This is a genomic window from Mixta mediterraneensis, assembly GCF_030283135.1.
Classification (GTDB): Bacteria; Pseudomonadota; Gammaproteobacteria; order Enterobacterales; family Enterobacteriaceae; genus Pantoea; species Pantoea mediterraneensis.
This window is the reverse complement of the sequence record NZ_JASUAZ010000005.1, coordinates 123723-145265: the sequence shown is the minus strand read 5'-3', so window position 1 is coordinate 145265 and position 21543 is coordinate 123723. Positions and strand designations below refer to the sequence as shown.

The following is a 21543-nucleotide window of genomic DNA, read 5'->3' as shown; positions in this document are numbered from 1 at the left end:
CTGGCGATTTTACCGGCGCAATACAATGATTTTCCGCAACCGATTGCTGGGGTCGCAATCTACGCTGAGTACGGTAGAGTGTGAAGATACTCATAAATCAAAGGATAGAGTCAGATGACTGTAGAATGCGTATTTTTTGACTGCGATGGCACGCTGGTAGACAGCGAATTGCTGTGTACCCAGGCCTATGTACACACTTTTGCCCTCTATGGCATTGAGCTTTCGCTACAGGAGATGTTTGAAAAATATAAAGGCGTCAAACTTTACGACATCATTCGCAACGTCGGCGAAGCGCATCAGGTTACGTTACCGCTGGAAGAAGTAGAAACCGCTTATCGTGCGGAAGTGGCGCGGTTGTTTGATAAGGAACTAAAGCCGATTGCCGGGGCAAAGGCGCTGGTAGAAAAGATGAAAGTGCCGATGTGTGTGGTATCGAACGGGACGGTGAAGAAAATGCAACACTCGCTGGGTTTAACCGACATGCTCGGGCATTTTGCGGAACGTTTATATAGCGGCTATGACATTTTGCACTGGAAGCCAGACCCGGAGCTGATGTATCACGCTGCCGGGCAAATGCAGGTGCCGGTTGAGCATTGCATTCTGGTTGATGATTCTGAAGCCGGTGCACGCGCAGGGATCGCAGCGGGCATTCCGGTGTTTTATTACTGCGCTGATGCACACAATCCTGAGCTTGATCATCCGCTGGTAACGCGATTCGAGAATATGGCTGAACTGCCTGCTTTATGGCGTGCGCGTGGCTGGGATTTAGTGTAATCATCTTTATTCCGTAACCCAGGGACGCCAGTGCTGACCGCAAACCGCGCTAGTACGTTTGCCGTGCAGGCTGACAGTAGGCGACAGCATTTTTCCCGGTGACGCCGCTGGGACGCTCAGCTCACCAGATGATGTTTATCTAACCGTTTTAGCGCGATGGCCAGCAGCAGGCTACCGCCTAATGTCACGCCAAAGACCCACGGTAGGTCCAGCAGCGGGCGGGACATATCATCGTAATGATGAGTACGTAAAAAATGGATAAATAACGCGTGAAATCCGTAAATTGGCAGCGAATAGCGCGCAATGATCGCCAGTCCTGGCAGGGTGCGTCGGTGAAACGCGTTTTTGCACAGCACCAGCAAACAGATGGCGGCGATAAACACCAGCGGACCGCAGTACAGATACCAGGTATCGTTAAACGCGCCGTTGATTTCCAGCGCCTGTCGGGTGCCCAGGGTGATGCCAGTGACGCAGAGAATGAATCCGCTCGCCGCCAGCCATGTCATACCCCGTTTTTCGGTGTCCATGGTGCCGATAGCGCGGCCCAGCAACGCATATAACAGGTAGTAAATACTGTCGCCACTGACGTACAAATTTACCGGTAGCCAATGAAACGATCCCAGCGACTGGTTAACAGTATTGGGATTGGCCAGCACCGCCAGCACCGCGACCAATAGCGCGACATAACGTGTCTTAACAGCTTTAACCTGAATCAGCGGTGACAGTAAATAAATACCAATCAGCGCAAAGAAAAACCACAGATGATAGAACACCGGTTTTTGCAGCATTTTCAGCAGCGATCGTCCTTCGCTGATTGGCGTTAACCAGGTGATATAAGCCAGTGATACTGCGCTGTAGAACAACAAACACAGCACCAGCCGTAACATATGACGCGGTTGGGCGCTGCGCTCGCCAAAGAACAGATAGCCTGAAATCATGAAAAACAGCGGCACGCAGACGCGCGACGCAGCGTTCAGCAGGTTGGCAATGTCCCAGTGTAGCCCGGTAACTGCCATGGGCCCGGTGATATACCAGGTGGTGGTATGAATAACGATCACCATCAGGCAGGCGATAGCCCGTAAATTGTCAATCCAGTAAATCTTTTGCGGCATGGCTTCCTCTGGCGCAGAACTCCGTGCGAAGAAGGTTAGCCAGTCAATCGCACGCCAACAACCTTCGACGTCAGGATTCAGAGCCATCCGTGATGGCTGGGGCTGAAACGCCGGTATGTCGGCATTTTTTCATTTATCGCTTCATTTTGGCTCACGGCTTAAAACCGGCTGATTCGGCAATCTACGGCCTCTCGCAAACGGTCAACGGCAGGTATACCGGGGAAAGTCATCGTAATTTTTATGAGCGGGCGGCACAAAACGGTTTCATTGCGATGGCGTAGACGATTTCCTTAACGTGTCGCTTTTGTCGCATAAACCCCGTTCAAACCACCCAGGATTTCCGGCTGCACATCGCGCGGTCAAAGGGTATACTGTCGCCCTCTTTTTTCATCTGGCCGAAACGCGTGCGAATTCAACATGCAAAAGTTTGATACCAAGACCTTTCAGGGCCTGATCCTGACCTTGCAGGATTACTGGGCACGTCAGGGCTGCACCATTGTTCAACCGCTGGACATGGAAGTGGGCGCTGGCACATCTCATCCAATGACTTGCCTGCGCGCTATTGGCCCAGAGCCGATTGCCACTGCTTACGTGCAGCCGTCCCGCCGTCCAACCGACGGTCGCTACGGTGAAAACCCGAACCGCTTACAGCACTATTATCAGTTCCAGGTGATGATCAAGCCATCGCCGGACAATTTGCAGGAGCTGTATCTCGGATCGCTGAAAGCGTTGGGCCTTGATCCAACGGTGCACGATATTCGCTTCGTTGAGGACAACTGGGAAAACCCAACGCTGGGCGCGTGGGGACTCGGTTGGGAAGTGTGGCTCAACGGCATGGAAGTCACACAGTTTACCTATTTCCAGCAGGTGGGCGGGCTGGAATGTAAACCGGTCACTGGCGAGATCACCTACGGTCTTGAGCGTCTGGCGATGTACATCCAAAGCGTTGACAGCGTATACGACCTGGTGTGGAGCGACGGCCCGCTGGGCAAAACTACTTACGGCGACGTGTTCCATCAGAACGAAGTGGAGCAATCTACCTATAACTTTGAATACGCCGACGTTGATTTCCTGTTCACCTGTTTCGAGCAGTACGAAAAAGAAGCCCAGCAACTGCTGGCGCTGGAAAAACCGCTGCCGCTGCCCGCTTACGAACGCATTCTCAAAGCCGCACACAGCTTTAACCTGCTGGATGCGCGCAAGGCGATCTCGGTAACCGAGCGTCAACGCTATATTCTGCGTATCCGCACCCTGACCAAAGCCGTGGCTGAAGCTTACTATGCCTCACGCGAGGCGATGGGCTTCCCGATGTGCAAAGACAAAAAGTAAGAGGCAGCCATGACAGAAAAGACCTTCCTGGTGGAAATTGGCACCGAAGAGCTGCCACCGAAAGCCTTGCGCAGCCTGGCAGAAGCCTTTGCTGCCCTGGTCACCGCTGAACTGGACGCAGCGAATCTGGCCCACGGCGAAGTGAGCTGGTTTGCCGCGCCGCGCCGTCTGGCGTTGAAAGTCGCCAGCTTAAGCGCCGCACAGCCAGATCGTGAAGTTGAAAAACGTGGACCAGCCATTGCTGCCGCATTTGATGCAGCAGGTAATGCAACCAAAGCCGCTGAAGGCTGGGCGCGTGGCAACGGTATTACCGTCGATCAGGCAGAGCGACTGCGCACTGACAAAGGCGAATGGCTGGTCCATCGCGCCCAGGTAAAAGGCGAAGCGGCGCAAGCGCTGCTGCCAGCCATGATTGCGAACGCGCTCGGCAAGTTGCCGGTGCCGAAACTGATGCGCTGGGGCGCAAGTGATGTGCAGTTCGTGCGTCCGGTGCACACCGTGACGATGCTATTGGGCGATGAACTGATCCCCGGCACCCTGTTGGGGATTGAATCTGCCCGGATCATCCGCGGCCACCGTTTTATGGGCGAAAGCGAAATCACGCTGGATAACGCCGATCAGTATCCAGAAGTTCTGGAAAAACGCGGTAAAGTCATCGCTAATTATCAGACGCGTAAAGCGATGATCAAAGCTGATGTTGAAGCGGCGGCACGTCAACTGGGCGGCAACGCTGATTTGAGCGATGACCTGCTGGAAGAAGTTACCTCACTGGTGGAATGGCCAGTGGTGCTGACCGCAACCTTTGAAGAGAAATTCCTTAAAGTGCCGGCTGAAGCGCTGGTCTATACCATGAAGGGCGATCAAAAATATTTCCCGGTGTACGGCCATGACGGCAAATTGCTGCCGCATTTCATTTTTGTTACCAATATCGAATCCAGCGATCCGCAGCAAATTATTTCCGGTAATGAAAAAGTGGTTCGCCCACGTCTGGCGGATGCGGAATTCTTCTTCGATAACGACCGTAAAAAGCGGCTGGAAGATAATTTACCGCGCCTCGAAACCGTGCTGTTCCAGAAAGAACTGGGCACGCTGCGTGACAAAACCGATCGCATCCAGGCTCTGGCAGGCTGGGTTGCTGCGCAAATTGGTGCTGACGTTAACCACGCCATGCGTGCCGGTTTGCTGTCGAAGTGTGACCTGATGACCAATATGGTCTTTGAGTTCACGGACACCCAGGGCGTGATGGGTATGCATTATGCGCGCCATGACGGCGAAGCCGAAGATGTCGCGGTTGCGCTGAATGAGCAATATCAGCCGCGCTTTGCCGGTGACGATCTACCGTCCAGCCCGGTGGCGTGTGCACTTGCGATTGCCGACAAGATGGACACCCTAGCCGGTATCTTCGGCATTGGACAGCATCCGAAAGGCGATAAAGATCCGTTCGCGCTGCGCCGTGCGGCGCTGGGAGTGTTGCGTATCATCGTCGAGAAGAATCTGCCGCTCGATCTGCAAACCCTGACGGAAGAAGCGGTGCGTTTGTATGGCAGCAAGCTGAGCAACGCCAATACCGTTGATGACGTTATCGACTTTATGCTGGGCCGTTTCCGCAGCTGGTATCAGGAAGAAGGCCACAGTATTGATACGCTGCAAGCGGTGCTGGCGCGTCGTCCGACTCGTCCGGCTGACTTTGATGCACGCATGAAAGCGGTATCGCACTTCCGCACGCTGGAGGAGGCAGCGGCGCTGGCGGCGGCCAACAAGCGAGTTTCTAATATCCTGACGAAGTCGTCAGAAACGCTGAACGACAGTGTGCAGGCTTCGCTGCTGAAAGAGAACGAAGAGATCCAACTGGCGACCTTCGTGACCGCATTGAGCAGCAAGCTGCAGCCTTATTTTGCAGAAGGCCGCTATCAGGAGGCGCTGATTGAACTGGCGCAGCTGCGTGAAGCGGTAGATAACTTCTTCGACAAAGTCATGGTCAATGCAGACGATCCTGCGGTGCGCGTTAACCGTTTGACGCTATTAGCGAAACTTCGCGGGCTGTTCCTGCAGGTCGCGGATATATCGCTGTTGCAGTAAAGCACATAGCAACAAGGGGCGAACCCGTTTCGCCCCTTGTTTATGCCGTGCCTGCTTTACGGCCCACGACTTCATTTCCTTAACATTTCCCTAAAATGTATTCATTAGCCGGTTTGCTTTACCTGTCTTTTGTGGGCAACGCCTTTCCGTGCTCGGTGGTGCCGTCTCTCTTCATCGGAGACAGGCGTTAACCAACAGAGCGTTGCGCATGAGTACGCGTTAAGCGGAGGGTGGCGTAGTGCGGGCAAAACTTTCGCGCTGAAACAGCGTTTCAGCAAGTTTGACCAGTGCCGGGCGTTCGACACACCAGTTTGGCACCACGCGACGGAAATTGAGATAGCCAATCATGCAGCCGATCGCGATATCCGCCAGGTTAATTTGCTGAGTATTAATCCATTTTCCTGCGACAGCGGCTTTCTCCAGCATATCCAGACCGCGCTGAATTTTTTCACGATTACGCAACAGGACTTCTTCGGACTGCTGATCGCCTGCCCGCATTTGCTCGCGCACAATCACCAGCGCGGAATCACTGATTCCATCCGCCAGTTTTTCCAGCTGGCGAACGTTTAACGCTTCAAGCCGATCGCTGGGCAGCAAAGCGGGGGCTTCGCCACGTAGTTCGAGAAATTCAGCGATAATGGCGGAGTCGAACCAGGTTTGTTGATCGTCAGCTACCAACGCAGGGACCTTGCCGAGGGGATTATAGTGAGGAACATGGCTGTCCTCGCTGTAAGGCGACAGGTTAACAAACTCAAAGATAATGCCTTTTTCCAGCATCATAACGGAAATCTTGCGCACAAACGGGCTGGTATAGCTGCCAATCAGTTTCATTGAGGGCCTCCAAAAAACGTTTAACTACGATTCGTCTGGAAACAAAAACGGGTTGAGGCTACTGCGGGCAAAGCCTTCCTGCTCCATGCGTGCGTCCAGCACCAGTGAAGCGAGATCGTCTGCCACGGGTTCAACCGCAGGGTCCTTTTCCTGAGTCAGGATTTTGAGATAAGTGCCGCAATCGCCGCAGCTTTCTGCTTTTACAGCGGATTGTTCGCTGTCCAGCGACCAGAAATGCAGGTCGCGCGTTTGATCACAACAGGTACACCGGTTGCCTGCCACATACCATTCGCTTTCGCACAGGTTACAGTGAAGATAGCGCGAGCCGTCGTGATTGCCCATATGTACCACGCCGGCAACCGGTATGCTGGCGCAAACCGGACAAAACTGGTGCTGTTCGCCATATTCGGCACGTGCTTTACCGGGTATTAAGGCTGCCATTTGCGCCCAGTAAATTGATAACGCCGCCCAGATAAAAGGCGATTTGTCGCTGCTGACGTGGGCAAAATCCTGGGCGAATAGCGCACTGGCTAAGGCTTCAAGTTCAGTAGCCGACGCTTTTTCCAGATTCTCCAGCACGGCCAGTGCCTGACCGCTCATTTCCGGCTTGAGTTCGGCTATCAGTGAATGCAGCAAACGATGCCAGTGCATATCACGCGGCAGGGTATGAATATCGAGAGGGGGTTTGCCTTCATGGGCGCTTTGCACCAGCCGATCACGCAGATCCATGTGCAGCGGATGATCGTACAGCACGATTTCTTGCGCCCCGGCGATAACCGCTGCAAAACGCAGATAATCGCCAAGCGGATTTTTCGCCGCCAGGTCACGCAGACGCGCAGCACGACGGCTGTAAAAATTTTTTAGCCGTGGGAAAAATAACAGCGGAAGCATCTCCACCGTGGTTTTATCGCTCTTCTCCAGCTGATCGAGCGGGATGATGCGAATACTCATCAGGGGCGTTTTCCTGTTGTGATGGCCGTTTGCGCTATTCACGATAGCAGTGAGGATGATATTTTTTTCGCTCAGCCTTCAACCACTGTGGTACGTGTGCCTGTGAATCAGCGGCAAGGATGTCAGATAACATTACCGTTGGAGCAGCAGAACTAAGCTGATGATAGCAGCCCAGAATACACACTTCTGACCAAAATGATATTTACCGGGCTTCAAATGACACTGGAAAAGCAGCGTGATCGGCTTAACGATGCCAGCGCAAAGCAAAACAGCCTGTCATGCTGGCTTGTCGCAGCGGCAGCGCCGGTTCAAAATGTATCCGGGCCTGGAAAATAATACCTTCATGATGCGGTTTTAGTTCGGACGAAGACAAAGTGAAACTAAAAAAAGCGGAAAGTAACGTGAATGCGCTCGAAATCGCAGGCCTGTGTGAAACACAGGTCTGGCAGCGTAACGATTTGCAGCAGTCGCAGGCCGACTGGCTCGCCGAAGAGGTGCCGGTTGCGCTGGTGTATAACGGTATTTCGCATGTGGTGATGATGGCGACACCCAAAGACCTTGAGGCATTTGCGCTGGGTTTTTCGCTGTCAGAAGGGATTATCGACGCGCCAGGCGAGATTTTCGGCATGGAAATAATACCCGGCTGCAATGGCATTGAGGTACAGATTGACCTGTCAAGCCGGCGCTTTATGGCGCTTAAAGAGCAACGGCGGGCGCTGGCAGGCCGGACCGGTTGCGGTGTCTGTGGCGTTGAACAGTTAGATCAGATTGGTAAACCGGTCGCGCCGTTGCCTTTCACCCAGACATTTGCACTGTGTAATCTGGATCGCGCATTAACACAACTGAAAGATTACCAGCCGGTAGGCCAAAGAACCGGTTGTACGCATGCTGCGGCGTGGGTGATGCCAAACGGCGATCTGGCGGGCGGGAGTGAAGACGTAGGGCGTCACGTAGCGCTGGATAAGCTGCTGGGTTATCGCAGTCAGACGCACTGGGCGCAGGGCGCGGTACTGGTTTCCAGCCGGGCCAGCTATGAAATGGTGCAAAAGTCTGCGATGTGCGGCGTTGAAATCGTATTTGCCGTGTCTGCCGCCACGCGCCTCGCGGTTGACGTGGCCGAGCGCTGTAATTTAACGCTGGTCGGCTTTAGCAAGCCGGGACGTGCCACCATCTATACCCATCCTCGGCGGCTGATTTAAACTCCCCCACACCTGCGGCACACTTTTCTGTAACGTATTTAACGCCGTAGCGCACCCGTCGGGAAAAACCCCGTATTTAGTGGGGTATTGATTACCCTTTTATGGATCATGAATTTAACTATAATGATTCGACTGCTTACGCGGCACGCTCACACGCAAGTGCTGCTCAAACACTAAATGGAGAGGAAGAACATGAGTTATTCACTGCCATCCCTGCCTTACGCATACGACGCACTGGAACCGCATTTCGACAAGCAGACGATGGAAATCCATCACACTAAACACCACCAGACCTACGTTAACAACGCCAACGCGGCGCTGGAAGGCACAGAATTTGCTGATCTGCCGGTTGATGAGCTGATCACTAAACTTGATCAGCTGCCAGCAGACAAAAAAGGCCCACTGCGTAACAACGCGGGCGGTCACGCTAACCATAGCCTGTTCTGGAAGGGCCTGAAAACCGGTACTACATTACAGGGCGACCTGAAAGCGGCAATCGAAAAAGATTTCGGTAGCGTTGAAAAATTCCAAGAAGAGTTCGAGAAAGCCGCCGCAACCCGTTTCGGCTCTGGCTGGGCGTGGCTGGTTAAAAAAGGTGACAAACTGGCTGTGGTTTCTACCGCAAACCAGGATAACCCACTGATGGGCGAAGCAGTTGCTGGCGTCTCTGGCTTCCCAATCCTTGGTCTGGATGTGTGGGAACATGCTTACTATCTGAAATATCAGAACAAGCGTCCTGACTACATCAAGGCATTCTGGAATGTGGTTAACTGGGACGAAGCAGCCGCACGTTTCGCTTCAGCTAAATAATTTAACATTACGTTAAATTCACCATAATAAACCGATGGAAGCCATTTCATCGGTTTTTTATTACAGGTTTAACGGCAGTTTACTTTCTATCGTCGCTTATTAAACCAAAAATAAACAATTAATCGTTTTTGACTCTGTAAGCTCTCATTTATGGTGGCATTAACGCGCCGTTGATAATTCTCACCGTACGCTAAGCGTCATTATCACTTCAGGGTGTGACGCTATCATGTCGATGATTACTGCTTATGAGACGAATATTGATTCGCCCGCTTCGCTGTTTTTCCCGTTAGTTAGCGGAAAACAGGTTCCGGATAAACTATGGCTGAGTAAACGCTTCCGCATGAAGTTTGTGTTAAGGACGCTAATAGCGCCGGTCACGACGCTGCGCTACTTACATCGGCTTTCCCGGCTACCGCAAATTGCGCAGTTAATGAACCAGCAAGGGCTGTTGCCTGCCAAGCTGCACCGTCCCTATCTGCGTGCCGGAATCAGCGTGGCGGCGCGAGCGCAGGCGATTATCGACCATTATCAGTTTATGCAGCAGCTGGAAAACCCGATGTTGCGCCAGCTATTGCAAAGTCCGGGTGATAATGTGATTGCGGCTTTTCAGGGCAAAAATAATGAAAGCTTTTTAATTAGCTGTAGCCCAGGATATTACGACCGTGAAGGGGAAGTCACATTAGTACTGCGTTATCAACAGCAGATTATTGCTTCCCTCTCTTTTTCAGTTATTAATGAAAAGCAACAACGCACCTTATTAATTGGTGGGTTACAAGGGCCAAGGAAAAATATTAACCATGAGGTTATTCGCGAGGCTACTAAAGCTGCACACGGCGTATTTCCCAAACGGCTGTTAATGGATGTCGTGTTTATTTTCGCGGAACAGTGTGGCGTGCAAAAAATTGCCGCCGTGGGCGACGATACGCATGTTTTTCGCAGCCTGCGTTATCGTCACAGTAAAAGCGAACATTTTTTTGCCAGTTACAGTGAGTTCTGGCTGTCGCTAAACGGAGAGGAACGCGCAGACGGGATATTTACGCTGCCTTTAAGCCTGCCGCGTAAATCTCTGGAAGAGATTGCCAGCAAAAAACGCGCCGAATATCGCCGACGTTATGAACTGCTGGATGGCCTGGCGGAGCAGGTTTATGCCGCCGCCGGACAGCGTAAGGTCGATCAGGCCACAGCCTGATCGTCACTCAAAAGGCGTTTTTAGCGAAACCGGTCATGACCTGCAGACCCATTACGCGTCCCAGCGCGGTCATTGGATGCACCACAACCAGGCCGCGCACGCTTTTCTTCAGCGCGCCTAAGTTCGCTTGCTCTTTTTTGGTAATTTCGCGATGAAAGGGCAATTTTTGTAGTTTCTGCGCTTCTACACTCAGCTTCTCGACGCGCTGATTACGCAGGCGTTCAATCTCGGTAACCAGCGTTTCTTTCTCTTTTAACAGCGTGCCTAACTTCTCTGAATCACCCGACTCCAGCAGCTGCAGCTCTTTGCGATTCAGGGCGTCCAGCTGATCGCTAAGACGTTTGATTTCGTTCTTTTCTGGCTCTTTCATAAAACAACTCAAACTCATTGAGGAAAACAGGCAAAGGATACACCAAAATCGGGGCATATTCTCGATGTGGTTAGGACGATAACAGGCGCTAATGCGCCCGTTAAGCTTTAACTGGCAGGTTTCTTAAACGCTTGCTTCAGGCTGATGCGGGAAATCAGCTCCGTGAGCGACAGTACCATAGTGGAGCGCACCATCTGTAAATAGCGTAACTGCTGCATAGCACGCAGATCGACATCATCGGGATGGAATTCCGGCACCGGCGGCCATGCCGTTACGCAATGCAGCTCGCCAAATGGACCGAGAATTTCATCATCAGTAAAGCGATAATCGCCCGCATCATGATTTAATCCTTCGCGCAGCGCGAGCAGCAATTCACAATCTTCATACTCGTGGCGATTAATCACGCCCAGACCATAAATCAGCTTGAGCCGCACCGGCAATTCACCAAGCGGACCATCACCGAGCAGCAGTGGTTCAACGGCGTATTTCACAGCGTAATCGTCTTTACGAAATACCTGTAATACCAGCAGATTGACCGCTTCGGCTAACAGTTCAACGGCGGCGATCAGAAAGCTTCTCACCGAGCGACCGGCGTTCAGGCGCTCAAGCACCCGGTTCTCAAAAGCTTGCTTCTCTTCCATTATTGCCTGCATGGGTTTAATACTGCCGTCGGGCGCAGGCGAACTGCGCCCGGCTTGCATCGCTAACACGCGCGCATTATGCCATAGCGTTATATGCGCTCACTACCGAAGTCACCACCTCGCTGTCGGCCTCAAGGCCAGAAACCTGAGCCAGCGTGGCTTGTGGACCTTTTTCCTGTAATAACGTGGCGAGTTCTTGCGCTTGTGGATCCTGATCGCTGCGGTAATGCATAGCGGCAGCAATGCCCTGCACCAGATTAGCGTGCGGTAACTGGTATTCCAGCGTGCCCAGCGTTGGCTTGATCAGGCGATCCCCGGCGCTCAGCTTACGCAGCGGCTGGCGGCCTACGCGCTCAACGTCATCTTTCAGGTATGGATTTTCAAAACGACCCAGGATTTTCTGAATGTAAGCCGCATGTTTGTCGGCTTCAAAGCCGTAGCGTTTGATCAGCACCGCGCCACTTTCTTCCATTGCGCCTTTCACTACCGCACGGATTTTATCGTCCAGAATAGCATCACGAATGGTTTGATGACCGGCTAACTGACCGAGGTAGGCGGTAATCGCATGGCCGGTATTCAATGTGAAAAGCTTGCGCTCAACAAACGCCATCAGATTGTCGGTCAGCTCCATACCAGCAATCTCTGGCAGCGCGCCTTTGAACTGGGTTTTATCGACAATCCACTCGCTGAAGGTTTCAACGGTGACTTCCAGCGGATCGCTGCTGCCCGCTTCTGAAGGAGGCACGATACGGTCAACCGCAGAATCAACAAAACCGACATGCTGTTCCAGCCACGCGTGGTACTGCTCCGGCAGCGCTTTCAACACATGCTGTTTTAGCTGGCTGGTACCGCGCACCATATTTTCACAGGCAATGATATTTAACGGACGGCTATTCCCGCTGTCGCTACGTTTGGCCAGGCCTTTCGCCACGCTACCAGCGATGCGCTCAAGGATCTGCGGACCCACAGCCGTGGTAACCATATCAACCCCGGCAACCAGCGAAATAATATCCTCGCTGGCGCTGTTTACGGCGCTTACGTTTTTAACAATTTCGATTTTCGCCTGCTCGCCGACCACATGAACGGGATACTCATGACGCGCGTTTAGTGCATCCAGCACGACCTGATTGACGTCTGCAAATACCAGTTCGATGCCCGCATCGGCTAACAGTTTGCCAATGAAACCACGGCCGATGTTGCCTGCTCCAAAATGTAACGCTTTCATAAATTTGACCCATATCAAAAGACGAAAGGGCGAGCATGCCCGCCCCGGAATTCGGGGCGGGCTTACCCGCCCCAGGGAAAATAAACTGACTGAATTACGCGATAGCCGGACTGCCTGACAGCAGATCCAACACTTCCTGCACGCTGGTGGTATTGGCCAGCTTCTCAATGACCCGATCGTCGTCCAGCGCGTTGGTCAGGCTGGTAATCACCTGAATATGCTCGTTATTACGCGCAGCAATACCAATGACCAGACGGGCAATATCCTCTGCTTCCTCACCAAACTGCACACCAGCCGGATACTGGCAGAACACCACACCGGTTTTCAGTACGCGGTCCTTAGCTTCGACTGTTCCGTGAGGCACAGCAATGGATTCACCGAGATAAGTTGGCGTCAGTTTCTCACGTTCCAGCATCGCTTCGACATATTCTGGCTCAACGTAGCCGCCTTTCACTAACTGTTCGCCTGCAAAACGAATCGCCTGCTCTTTATTCGTTGCGCTCTGACCGAGAAAAACATTGTCGGCGCCCAGTTTGAACAGCTGCGCATTGCCTTCATCGTGGCTGTCGCTCACCGTTTGTGGTGTCGTTGCAGGCTTAGCTTCGCCACGATTGGCTGCGGCTAAACGCTCGGTCAGGGTGCTATACAGCGCGCTGTCGAGGAAGTTATTCAGCGAAATGTGCTGAGCATGAGGAGCCTGGCGAATCGCGCGTTCAGTTAAGTCGCGGTGAGTGATTACCAGATCCACATCACCCGGCAGGGCATTGATGGCGGTATTCGTTACTGACACATTGCTCAGACCGGCGTCCTGCACTTTCTTACGCAGCACGCCCGCACCCATTGCGCTGGAGCCCATGCCAGCATCACAGGCGACGATAATTTTACGCACATGATCCAGATCGACACTCATCGCATCGCTTGCCACTGCAGCACCACCCGCAACGCTCTGTCCTTTAGACTGGGCTTTCATGTCCTGCATACGGCGGGTTGCCGCTTCAATATCGTCCTCTTCTTTCACTTTGCTGGTTTTCAGCAGGATCGCTGATACAACAAAAGAAACCACGAAGGCCGCGATAATCGCTGCGATATTGGCAAAATAGGTACCTTTTGGCGTCATTGCCAATACCGCCAGGATAGAACCTGGTGAGGCGGGAGAAACCAGACCGCCTTTCAGCAGGGTCAGGGTAAACACGCCAGTCATACCGCCGAGGATAACCGCCAGCAGCAGGCGAGGCGCCATCAGCACGTAAGGGAAGTAAATTTCGTGGATACCGCCAAGGAAGTGGATAATCGCCGCACCGCCCGCAGACTGTTTTGCACTACCACGACCAAAGAACATATACGCCACCAGCACACCCATACCTGGGCCTGGGTTAGCTTCAATCAGGAAGAAAATAGATTTTCCGGCTTCGCTGGCCTGCTGGATGCCCAGCGGCGAGAAGATACCGTGGTTGATTGCGTTGTTAAGGAAAAGAATTTTTGCGGGTTCAACAAAGATGGACGTCAGCGGCAGTAAATTGTTCTGCACCATCAGGTTTACCCCGGCGGCGAGAATGTGCGACAGGCCTTCAACCAGCGGACCAATTGCCAGAAATGCCAGTAACGCCAACAACATACCGATAATACCGGCAGAGAAGTTGTTAACCAGCATTTCGAAACCGCTTTTGATCTTGCCATCAATGGCACGGTCAAATGATTTAATCGCCCAGCCACCCAGTGGACCCGCAATCATGGAGCCGAGGAACATCGGCATATCTGCGCCAACAATCACGCCCATGGTGGTGATCGCACCAACCACACCACCGCGATCGCCACCAACCAGACGCCCACCGGTGTAACCGATCAATAGCGGCAGCAGGTAGGTAATCATCGGCCCAACCAGTTTGGCCAGCGTTTCGTTTGGCATCCAGCCGGTTGGAATAAACAGCGCTGTGATGATACCCCAGGCGATAAACGCTCCGATGTTTGGCATCACCATATTACTCAGAAAACGACCAAAGCTTTGTACTCTGACCTTCACTGATGAGGACATAAACTCACCCCTTATTGAGACGCGCTGCAATAGGAGAGCGCGTTTGTTTTTGTTTAGCGACCATGGCGGGGAGCCGTTGGTATTACTGTATGCACGCGGACTCTACCACGCGAATATGACGCTGCGTAGCACCCAACCTAAATGTGATTAAGATCACGCACTTACGGGGTTACTGAGGGTTATTTAAGTGATATGGATCACAAAAAAAGGGTGTAGGGAAGCCATATTGGCGGCAATTTGAACGTATTCCGGGAAGGTGTGTGATTTAGATCACAATTAACAGAGGACGGTTTGTTTCATTTATGTGATTTAGATCACAAATATTTTTTGGTCAAAAATGCGCCAGATCACACTTTAGTCACGCAAGCTACGGGCTGGATAAAATCTGAAAGAAAGTGATGCGATAAAGGGCAGGGTAAGCGCGGCGGCTTACCCTGAATTTCAACTATTGAGAGCTAGCCTGCACGGCATTTTGTGCCTGCGTCAGCGCTTGTGCATTCGCTGATAGATTGCTCATCAGCGTATTATATTGCGTTGCCTGATCCTGGGTCGGAAATTGCACACCGCCATCGTTAAAACTCACGCGCGTGCCCTGCGTTTGCAGAAAGTCACCGGTTTGCACCGCGCCCTGGCTCAACGCCTGTAATTTAGGCAGCAGCGGAATCAGCAAGTTAGCGGGTTGTGTTACTACTTTGTCATACACGCTGTCGTAAACCTTTTTAAGATCGTCCGGCTGTTTTAATGCGGCCTTGCTGCTGTCGGCCTGCATTTTGGCGCTCTCGATCTGTTGCGTAACCATGACTAACGCGCCGTTGGCCTGACGCAATGAATCGCGGCGAGTGAGATAATCTTGCGGAACGCGAATCGCTGACAGCTCATCAACTACCGGGCGCATTCCTTGATCAACGGCTTTATTAGCCTGCTGCGAAAAACCATAAATGATGGCGTAATCACTGGCGAACTTACCGAAGCTCTGCTTTTGATTTTCGCTCAGACTCGGCAGATGTTCGCCGCTGCGCATCACGGTATTTTGTAGAAAATCGGTAAAGGCTTTACGCTGGTCGCCTTCTTTATCACCACATGCGGTGAGTTGCAGCACAATAAGCGCCCCAGCAAGTAATAGGCTGCTGCGCACCCAGAGGCGGGAAAGTCCTGAAGCCATGCGTTCAACTCCTGTTAGTAAACGGGCTGATGTCTAGGGAAGAATGGCCTAAAGAATAGAACAAACACGGGAGCGCACACAACGTGAAACCCGCGCGGTTACGTATTGTACGCACAACCTGCGCGTTCAGCCTTCTCCTTCAGCTGAACTGAATCCCAAAGCTTGCCCGTTCAGATTGTCAGGCAGCAGGCGCACCACAGGGCGTATCCGCGATCCTCTCCGCCTCCCCGCTGATACTCAATACACCAGCGCCTGGCCATCCTTACGGCTTTCAGTCGCGGCGATATAAAACCCTTGCGGATCGCGCACAATCACCTGTGCTCCACCAAAGTTATAGTTGCTTAGCGGATCTTCCAGCACTACGTTATGCCCCAGCCGACGCAGCGCGCTCAGCGTATTACGATCGATTGTTGGCTCGAATACAACCTCACGCCCTTGCACGACGCGCCAGCGCGGTGCATCAATTGCCGCCTGCGGGTTTTGCTTATGCTGCATGATGCGCAGCGCCAGTTGCAGATGTCCTTGCGCTTGCATCGGTCCGCCCATTACGCCAAACGACATCAGCGGTTGCCCCAGCGCATCCAGCGCGAAGGCCGGGATGATGGTATGGAACGGGCGCTTATTTCCCGCGACCGCATTTGGATGATGAGGGTCCAGCGAGAAACCCGCGCCGCGGTTTTGCAGGCTGATACCGGTTCCCGGCACCACCACGCCGGAACCAAAGCCCATGTAATTAGACTGAATAAATGACACCATCATGCCGCTGGCGTCGGCGGTTGAGAGATAAACCGTGCCACTTTGCTGCGGCGAACCAAAGGTAAAATCGCCTGCCTGTTCCGGGTTAATCAACGCCGCGCGCTGCTTAAGATAGCCTTCGCTCAGTAGCAAATTAGCCGGGAATTCAAGATGATCTTCATCGGTGACGTAGCGCTCTAAGTCCACCAAAGCCAGCTTCATCGCTTCGATGGAAAGATGCAGCCACTGCGGAGAATCCGGCGCGTATTGACCAATATCCCACGCCTCCAGAATGCCAAGCGCGATTAATGTAGCAATGCCCTGGCCATTCGGCGGCAACTCCTGAACCGACCCGCCAGCAAACGGATGCGACAGCAGCTTCACCCAGTCGGCGCGATGTTTTTTTAAATCTTCCAGCGTCAGGGCGGCGTTATGCGCCTGCGCAAAAGCGGCAATCTTTTCTGCCAGCTCACCACGATAAAAACTTTCACCGTTGCTTTCGGCTATTTTCTGTAGCGTTTCGGCCTGCGCTGGGTTGCGGAACAGCTCGCCAATGCGCGGCGGACGCCCTTCTGGCGCAAAACATTCCACGAATCCCGGCTGATTTTTCAGTTTGTCGTAACCGCGCTGCCACAGTTGACCAATCAATGAGGAGACTGGAAAACCGTCGCGCGCATATTCAATTGCCGGTTGTGCCAGCGTGGTTAGCGGCAGGGTGCCAAAACGTTCGGTTAAGGTTACCCAGGCAGAGACTGCTCCAGGCACGGTGACGGCATCCCAGCCGGTTGACGGCATTTGACTGTGACCGGCAAAACGCTCTGGGCTCCATGCCGCCGGCGCGCGACCTGACGCGTTCAATCCATGCAGCTCTTTACCATCCCAGATAATGGCGAACGCGTCACTGCCAATACCGTTGCCTGTTGGCTCCAGCACCGTCAGCGCGATGGCGGTGGCAATTGCGGCATCAACTGCGTTACCGCCTCGCTGCAACATGCGCATGCCTGCCTGTGCAGCCAGCGGTTGTGAAGTGGCAACCGCATTGCGGCCCATCATCGGTACACGATGCGAAGGGTAGCTGACATCAAAATCTACTGTTTCTTTCATAAAGACTCCTTTTGTTCAGTCGTTATGCCAATCAAGCGCGTCGCGTCATTCGTCATGCTCAGCCTAATGGCAAGTTGCACAAAAAAACGGCACGTGTGGCGTTTGCGTCAGTTATCCGTAAACGGTATTAGCATCGCGCCCTGTATTAGCTGTGCTCGCCCCGCACGTCACCGGTTGGTTTCGGCTGATAGTGGAGCTAAAGCACCTGAATTCATCTTTAACAGCAGCCTGCCGTATTAAGTTGTTATTAGAAAACCCTTTCTGCTGATGTTGTGGCATAGCCTTGAAAGACAGAAGGCGAACAGCGTTTGGTGTGGGTGGAGAACCGGCGGAAACAGCACAAACAAACGATACAGCAGGCATTCTGGGTCAGTTCAGAAGGTGGGAGAGGATATAGAGCTTAGGGTTGTCTCACCGTTAAGCGCAATTATTCAGTAACGGCAAGGAAAAGTGCTAATAAAAGACGATATTAATCAATTGGTTATTGGTAATTAGGTTGAGGCGCTAGCACAAAGTTAAAAAATAATCATAAATTGTTCAGCAAACCGTCAGGTCTCTATCCATACTTATCATCCCGGCATTTGTTGCATTGCCCTGACATCTTTAACAAGCAGTGCGCAACAGGCTGTGTCCCGTAATGGTTTCATCTATAACAAAAACAAACCCTTGCGGGATACAGCCTGATTTGTCTGGTTTCAGAATCTGATTTCAGATTCCTACCTCTCTACTTTCAGGTGATTCATAGTGAGTTTTAAGGAGTTCTCTATGGAATTAAAAGACCCAATGTTTGAATTGCTCAGCAGCCTTGAGCAGATTGTTTTGACACGTGATAAACGCGCTATTGATTCGGAGATTCAACTCCAGCCCGTCATGCCAGAACCACAACGCTTGCGTGAAATGACCGGCATGAAGGTTGATGAATTTGCCAAAGTGATGGGTGTTAGTGTTTCTTCTGTGAAAAGTTGGGAGGCACGCCGCACACGTCCTTCAGCCACCGCACAGAAATTGATGAAATTGCTTCACGCCAACCCCTATCTTGGGCGGCAGTTACTTGAATAACATGAGAAAAACAAAGGGACCCGCCGCTGGCGGGTTTTTTTAGCTTAAGCCACGGTATTTCGCGGTCTGCTTGATAAACCAACTCTCCGGCACACTATACGGCGGTTGTCCTAGCTGAGCGATGCCATTTTCGATAATGATAGATGCCTGTTGCCAAAGCTGGGCATGGCCCTGTTTCAGCAGGCCGATCTGCACCTTCTTTTCTATCAGATAAACCCGGGCAAAATGTGGATCAAAACGCACAATGGAACGCGTATTGTCGATAATATCCGCTAATTTTATGGTTTGCGCTGCGGGAGAGGCGCTGGCGGTGTGTTGAAAATGGGCCAGCTTGCGTACGGTACGGTTTTTTGCCGCCAGCTGAGCGCTATCGGTCAACATCTCTACCAGTTCAGCCACGCGTGGGCCGAAATGATCAGCAATATCGTTTAAGGTGGTGGCGGTATCTTCAACCGTATCGTGTAGCCAGGCCGCGGCCAGCGAATGTTCGTCATTACTGACGCTACGGACTAATTCAACCACCGCCGCAGGGTGTACAATATACGGCTCATCAGTGTATTTGCGTCGCTGGCCTGCTTCGGCATGGGCCTGCGTGGCATAGCGTCGCGCCCGGTCTTCCAGAGAATCCAACATGCTTTAATCTCCAGCATAAGAAGCGATTTGCAATTATTTAGCGCGCTATCTGTGTTTTTACCCACGAATACTTATCAAGATGACAAAAAATGGGAGGCGGCGCTACCGTACCGTTGCTAAATCCATTGCTGCGCTGCGCGCTGTATTATGTCTTCTGATAGAAATAAGGCCTGTCAGAGATTGTTTACGTCACGTATTTTAGCCGTTCGCCATTCTCAGCTTTCACGCCATGATGAATGCCGGGTAATCACATTGTCCGAAGCAGGATCCTGATGCTGTTTTCAGACGATGTTGAAACCCCGGGACGCAGCAGTTTAAGAGGGATGAGTAGATTAAAAAAACAGGCGATCGTTTATTAATCATATTATTTACTGGTCTAACCAATCCTTGCATGTTTTACTGCTTCCCTTCGCGGTAAACCGTTTAGACATTTCCGACATTTTGTCCGTTGCGCTAATGAAACGAACTCTATTGCAACCTGGTAGTCACACTAACGTTCGATAAAGCGCAAACTCTAGGGAAACACCATTTTTCATGAATTATATTAAAAAACTAACGCAGCAAAAGCTGTCGCTATTGCTGGCGTTGTACATCGGTATCTTGCTGAATTTACCTGTTTTTTATCGCCGTTTTGATGGGTTTTTAACTAAATCAACGTTAATAAACTGGGTAACTGCCGCCACGGAAGTAGTGGCAATTGTTGTACTGACTTTCTTTCTGATGCGCCTTCTGTCGCTGGGCGGCAAGAAAATTTATCGCGTGCTCGCGACCTGTCTTGTGCTTATTTCGGTTGCTTCTGCTTATTACATGACTTTTTTCAATGTGGTCATTGGCTATGGCATTGTGGCATCCGTAATGACCACCGATATGGATTTGTCGAAAGAGGTTATTGGCCTGCACTTTTATGCATGGATGATATTAGTCAGCGCGCTGCCGCTGCTGTTGATTTGGCGTAATAATCTGAGCCTGACCCTGAATGAGCAGTTACGAACGCCGGGCCAGCGTCTTAAACCTACGGTGATCATGTTGGTTTGTGTGGCGCTGGTCTGGTTGCCGATTCGCTATTTCGATAAGCTGCAAAAAGTTAATGAAGATATTACGAATGTCGATCTGCCCAGTTATGGCGGTATCGTAGCGCACTCTTATTTACCGTCAAACTGGCTGGCGGCGGTGGGGTTATTTGCCTGGACGCAGTTTGATGAAACCCTCGATGGTCAGGAACTGCTCGATCCCGCGAAGAAATTTACCTACGTTGCGCCAAAGGGATTAGACGACACTTATGTGGTGTTCGTAATTGGGGAAACTACGCGTTGGGATCATATGGGCATACTCGGTTATGAACGTGATACCACGCCGAAGCTGTCTAAAGAGAAGAATTTAGTGGCGTTCCGTGGAGAGTCTTGCGACACCGCGACCAAACTGTCGCTGCGCTGCATGTTTGTGCGTGAAGGTGGCACAATGGACACGCCGGGACGCACGCTGAAAGAGCAGAACGTATTTGCGGTGATGAAAGAGCTGGGCTTCACTTCAGAGCTTTTCGCTATGCAGAGCGAAGTGTGGTTCTACGATAATGTTAACGCCAATAATTTTGCTTTCCGTGAGCAGATTGGTTCTGAGAAGCGCAACCAGGGTAAACCGGTAGATGACATGCTACTGGTGCCGGAACTCAAAGCCTCGCTGGACCGCTTCCCACAAGGCAAACACCTTGTGATACTGCATACCAAAGGGTCGCATTATCTGTATTCGCAGCGCTATCCACGTAGCTTTGCACGCTATCAGCCAGAATGTATAGGCGTTGATGACACCTGTAGCAAAGCGCAGCTGATTAACGCTTATGACAACTCGGTATTGTACGTGGATACTATGCTTGACAGCGTTCTTGATCAGCTACGAGATAAAAAAGCGATTGTGTTTTATGCAGCAGATCATGGTGAATCGATCAGCGAAAACATGCACCTGCATGGCACGCCACGTGAAATGGCACCGCCAGAGCAGTTCCGCGTGCCAATGATGGTCTGGGCCTCGGATAAGTATCTGGCCGATCCCACTAACCGCAGCAATTTTGAACGTTTGCAGGCGCAGCAGCGCGTAGGGAAAACCCATCGCCACGTTGAATTATTCGATACCATACTGGGTTGCCTGGGTTATACCTCACCGGATGGAGGCATTAACGCAGCCAATAACTGGTGTCAGGTTCCGGCTTCTGGCAAGGCCAGTTCACTGTGATTACTGCCTGAAACTTATTGCTGCGCGAGCCTGTTTTCGCGCGCCGCATGCTTTCCAGGCGATCGACAGGGAAAACGTAAAA

The 21543-nt window shown here is 52.0% G+C and carries 18 protein-coding genes and 1 pseudogene; 8 read left to right on the top strand and 11 right to left on the bottom strand.

Annotated features, from left to right (window positions below):
- Positions 1-114 precede the first annotated feature (114 nt).
- A complete protein-coding gene (gene yieH / locus QRY16_RS05845) occupies positions 115-774 on the top strand; it encodes a 6-phosphogluconate phosphatase (protein WP_289775949.1) in 660 nt (219 codons plus the stop codon).
- 116 nt (positions 775-890) lie between these two features.
- Here the strand turns inward: yieH and QRY16_RS05840 are convergent, their stop codons facing one another.
- Positions 891-1886 (bottom strand): acyltransferase, encoded by a 996-nt coding sequence (locus QRY16_RS05840; RefSeq protein WP_289775962.1) that lies wholly within the window; start codon positions 1884-1886, stop codon positions 891-893.
- Positions 1887-2303: 417 nt separating this feature from the next.
- Between QRY16_RS05840 and glyQ the strand changes: the two genes are divergently transcribed.
- Positions 2304-3215 carry a glycine--tRNA ligase subunit alpha gene (glyQ, locus tag QRY16_RS05835; RefSeq protein WP_193406668.1) on the top strand — a complete coding sequence of 304 codons (912 nt, stop codon included), beginning with the start codon at positions 2304-2306 and terminating at the stop codon, positions 3213-3215.
- 9 nt (positions 3216-3224) lie between these two features.
- Entirely contained in the window at positions 3225-5294 is a 2070-nt protein-coding gene (glyS, locus tag QRY16_RS05830) for a glycine--tRNA ligase subunit beta (RefSeq protein ID WP_193406667.1), read from the top strand.
- A 219-nt stretch (positions 5295-5513) separates the two neighbouring features.
- Here the strand turns inward: glyS and QRY16_RS05825 are convergent, their stop codons facing one another.
- From QRY16_RS05825 to QRY16_RS05815, 3 genes and pseudogenes are all read right to left on the bottom strand, one after another.
- Complete coding sequence (locus tag QRY16_RS05825) at positions 5514-6125, bottom strand: glutathione S-transferase (protein ID WP_289775948.1); 612 nt, start codon at positions 6123-6125, stop codon at positions 5514-5516.
- Between the two features lie 24 nt (positions 6126-6149).
- Complete coding sequence (fdhE, locus tag QRY16_RS05820; RefSeq protein WP_193406665.1) at positions 6150-7076, bottom strand: formate dehydrogenase accessory protein FdhE; 927 nt, start codon at positions 7074-7076, stop codon at positions 6150-6152.
- Positions 7077-7217: 141 nt separating this feature from the next.
- Positions 7218-7283 (bottom strand): annotated as a pseudogene (locus QRY16_RS05815) (formate dehydrogenase cytochrome b556 subunit); the annotation flags it as partial.
- A gap of 209 nt (positions 7284-7492) precedes the next feature.
- On the opposite strand from QRY16_RS05815, the gene fdhD reads away from it, so the two are divergent.
- From fdhD to QRY16_RS05800, 3 genes are all read left to right on the top strand, one after another.
- Positions 7493-8275 (top strand): formate dehydrogenase accessory sulfurtransferase FdhD, encoded by a 783-nt coding sequence (gene fdhD / locus QRY16_RS05810; RefSeq protein ID WP_289775961.1) that lies wholly within the window; start codon positions 7493-7495, stop codon positions 8273-8275.
- Between the two features lie 192 nt (positions 8276-8467).
- On the top strand, positions 8468-9085 hold the full coding sequence (gene sodA / locus QRY16_RS05805) for a superoxide dismutase [Mn] (RefSeq protein WP_193406663.1): 618 nt from the start codon (positions 8468-8470) through the stop codon (positions 9083-9085).
- A gap of 226 nt (positions 9086-9311) precedes the next feature.
- On the top strand, positions 9312-10274 hold the full coding sequence (locus tag QRY16_RS05800; protein WP_289775947.1) for a VirK/YbjX family protein: 963 nt from the start codon (positions 9312-9314) through the stop codon (positions 10272-10274).
- Positions 10275-10281: 7 nt separating this feature from the next.
- On the opposite strand, the gene QRY16_RS05795 is transcribed toward QRY16_RS05800, so the two are convergent.
- From QRY16_RS05795 to QRY16_RS05770, 6 genes are all read right to left on the bottom strand, one after another.
- Positions 10282-10644: a YibL family ribosome-associated protein gene (locus QRY16_RS05795; RefSeq protein WP_289775946.1), complete on the bottom strand. Its 363-nt coding sequence runs from the start codon at positions 10642-10644 to the stop codon at positions 10282-10284.
- A gap of 107 nt (positions 10645-10751) precedes the next feature.
- Positions 10752-11345 (bottom strand): mannitol operon repressor MtlR, encoded by a 594-nt coding sequence (mtlR, locus tag QRY16_RS05790; RefSeq protein WP_289775960.1) that lies wholly within the window; start codon positions 11343-11345, stop codon positions 10752-10754.
- A 16-nt stretch (positions 11346-11361) separates the two neighbouring features.
- Positions 11362-12510, bottom strand: coding sequence for a mannitol-1-phosphate 5-dehydrogenase (gene mtlD, locus QRY16_RS05785; RefSeq protein WP_289775945.1), 1149 nt, complete (start codon positions 12508-12510; stop codon positions 11362-11364).
- 94 nt (positions 12511-12604) lie between these two features.
- Complete coding sequence (locus tag QRY16_RS05780; RefSeq protein ID WP_289775944.1) at positions 12605-14542, bottom strand: PTS mannitol transporter subunit IICBA; 1938 nt, start codon at positions 14540-14542, stop codon at positions 12605-12607.
- Positions 14543-14987: 445 nt separating this feature from the next.
- Positions 14988-15704: a DUF3053 domain-containing protein gene (locus tag QRY16_RS05775; RefSeq protein WP_289775943.1), complete on the bottom strand. Its 717-nt coding sequence runs from the start codon at positions 15702-15704 to the stop codon at positions 14988-14990.
- A 237-nt stretch (positions 15705-15941) separates the two neighbouring features.
- Entirely contained in the window at positions 15942-17543 is a 1602-nt protein-coding gene (locus QRY16_RS05770; RefSeq protein ID WP_289775942.1) for a gamma-glutamyltransferase family protein, read from the bottom strand.
- 765 nt (positions 17544-18308) lie between these two features.
- Here QRY16_RS05770 and QRY16_RS05765 point away from each other — a divergent pair.
- Positions 18309-18602, top strand: a complete 294-nt coding sequence (locus tag QRY16_RS05765; protein ID WP_193406949.1) for an HTH-type transcriptional regulator — start codon at positions 18309-18311, stop codon at positions 18600-18602.
- Positions 18603-18641: 39 nt separating this feature from the next.
- On the opposite strand, the gene QRY16_RS05760 is transcribed toward QRY16_RS05765, so the two are convergent.
- Entirely contained in the window at positions 18642-19235 is a 594-nt protein-coding gene (locus QRY16_RS05760) for an HD domain-containing protein (protein WP_289775941.1), read from the bottom strand.
- Positions 19236-19769: 534 nt separating this feature from the next.
- Here QRY16_RS05760 and eptB point away from each other — a divergent pair.
- A complete protein-coding gene (eptB, locus tag QRY16_RS05755) occupies positions 19770-21461 on the top strand; it encodes a kdo(2)-lipid A phosphoethanolamine 7''-transferase (protein ID WP_193406947.1) in 1692 nt (563 codons plus the stop codon).
- Positions 21462-21543 lie beyond the last annotated feature (82 nt).

What these genes read in the sequence shown, in the direction of transcription:
- mtlR (WP_289775960.1), bottom strand. Translation starts at nt 11,345, where the DNA reads ATGCAAGCCGGGCGCAGTTCGCCTGCGCCCGACGGCAGTATTAAACCC.
- QRY16_RS05825 (WP_289775948.1), bottom strand. Translation starts at nt 6,125, where the DNA reads ATGAAACTGATTGGCAGCTATACCAGCCCGTTTGTGCGCAAGATTTCC.
- glyS (WP_193406667.1), top strand. Translation starts at nt 3,225, where the DNA reads ATGACAGAAAAGACCTTCCTGGTGGAAATTGGCACCGAAGAGCTGCCA.
- mtlD (WP_289775945.1), bottom strand. Translation starts at nt 12,510, where the DNA reads ATGAAAGCGTTACATTTTGGAGCAGGCAACATCGGCCGTGGTTTCATT.
- glyQ (WP_193406668.1), top strand. Translation starts at nt 2,304, where the DNA reads ATGCAAAAGTTTGATACCAAGACCTTTCAGGGCCTGATCCTGACCTTG.
- QRY16_RS05770 (WP_289775942.1), bottom strand. Translation starts at nt 17,543, where the DNA reads ATGAAAGAAACAGTAGATTTTGATGTCAGCTACCCTTCGCATCGTGTA.
- eptB (WP_193406947.1), top strand. Translation starts at nt 19,770, where the DNA reads ATGAATTATATTAAAAAACTAACGCAGCAAAAGCTGTCGCTATTGCTG.
- yieH (WP_289775949.1), top strand. Translation starts at nt 115, where the DNA reads ATGACTGTAGAATGCGTATTTTTTGACTGCGATGGCACGCTGGTAGAC.
- QRY16_RS05765 (WP_193406949.1), top strand. Translation starts at nt 18,309, where the DNA reads ATGGAATTAAAAGACCCAATGTTTGAATTGCTCAGCAGCCTTGAGCAG.
- fdhE (WP_193406665.1), bottom strand. Translation starts at nt 7,076, where the DNA reads ATGAGTATTCGCATCATCCCGCTCGATCAGCTGGAGAAGAGCGATAAA.
- QRY16_RS05780 (WP_289775944.1), bottom strand. Translation starts at nt 14,542, where the DNA reads ATGTCCTCATCAGTGAAGGTCAGAGTACAAAGCTTTGGTCGTTTTCTG.
- QRY16_RS05760 (WP_289775941.1), bottom strand. Translation starts at nt 19,235, where the DNA reads ATGTTGGATTCTCTGGAAGACCGGGCGCGACGCTATGCCACGCAGGCC.
- QRY16_RS05775 (WP_289775943.1), bottom strand. Translation starts at nt 15,704, where the DNA reads ATGGCTTCAGGACTTTCCCGCCTCTGGGTGCGCAGCAGCCTATTACTT.
- QRY16_RS05795 (WP_289775946.1), bottom strand. Translation starts at nt 10,644, where the DNA reads ATGAAAGAGCCAGAAAAGAACGAAATCAAACGTCTTAGCGATCAGCTG.
- QRY16_RS05800 (WP_289775947.1), top strand. Translation starts at nt 9,312, where the DNA reads ATGTCGATGATTACTGCTTATGAGACGAATATTGATTCGCCCGCTTCG.
- sodA (WP_193406663.1), top strand. Translation starts at nt 8,468, where the DNA reads ATGAGTTATTCACTGCCATCCCTGCCTTACGCATACGACGCACTGGAA.
- QRY16_RS05840 (WP_289775962.1), bottom strand. Translation starts at nt 1,886, where the DNA reads ATGCCGCAAAAGATTTACTGGATTGACAATTTACGGGCTATCGCCTGC.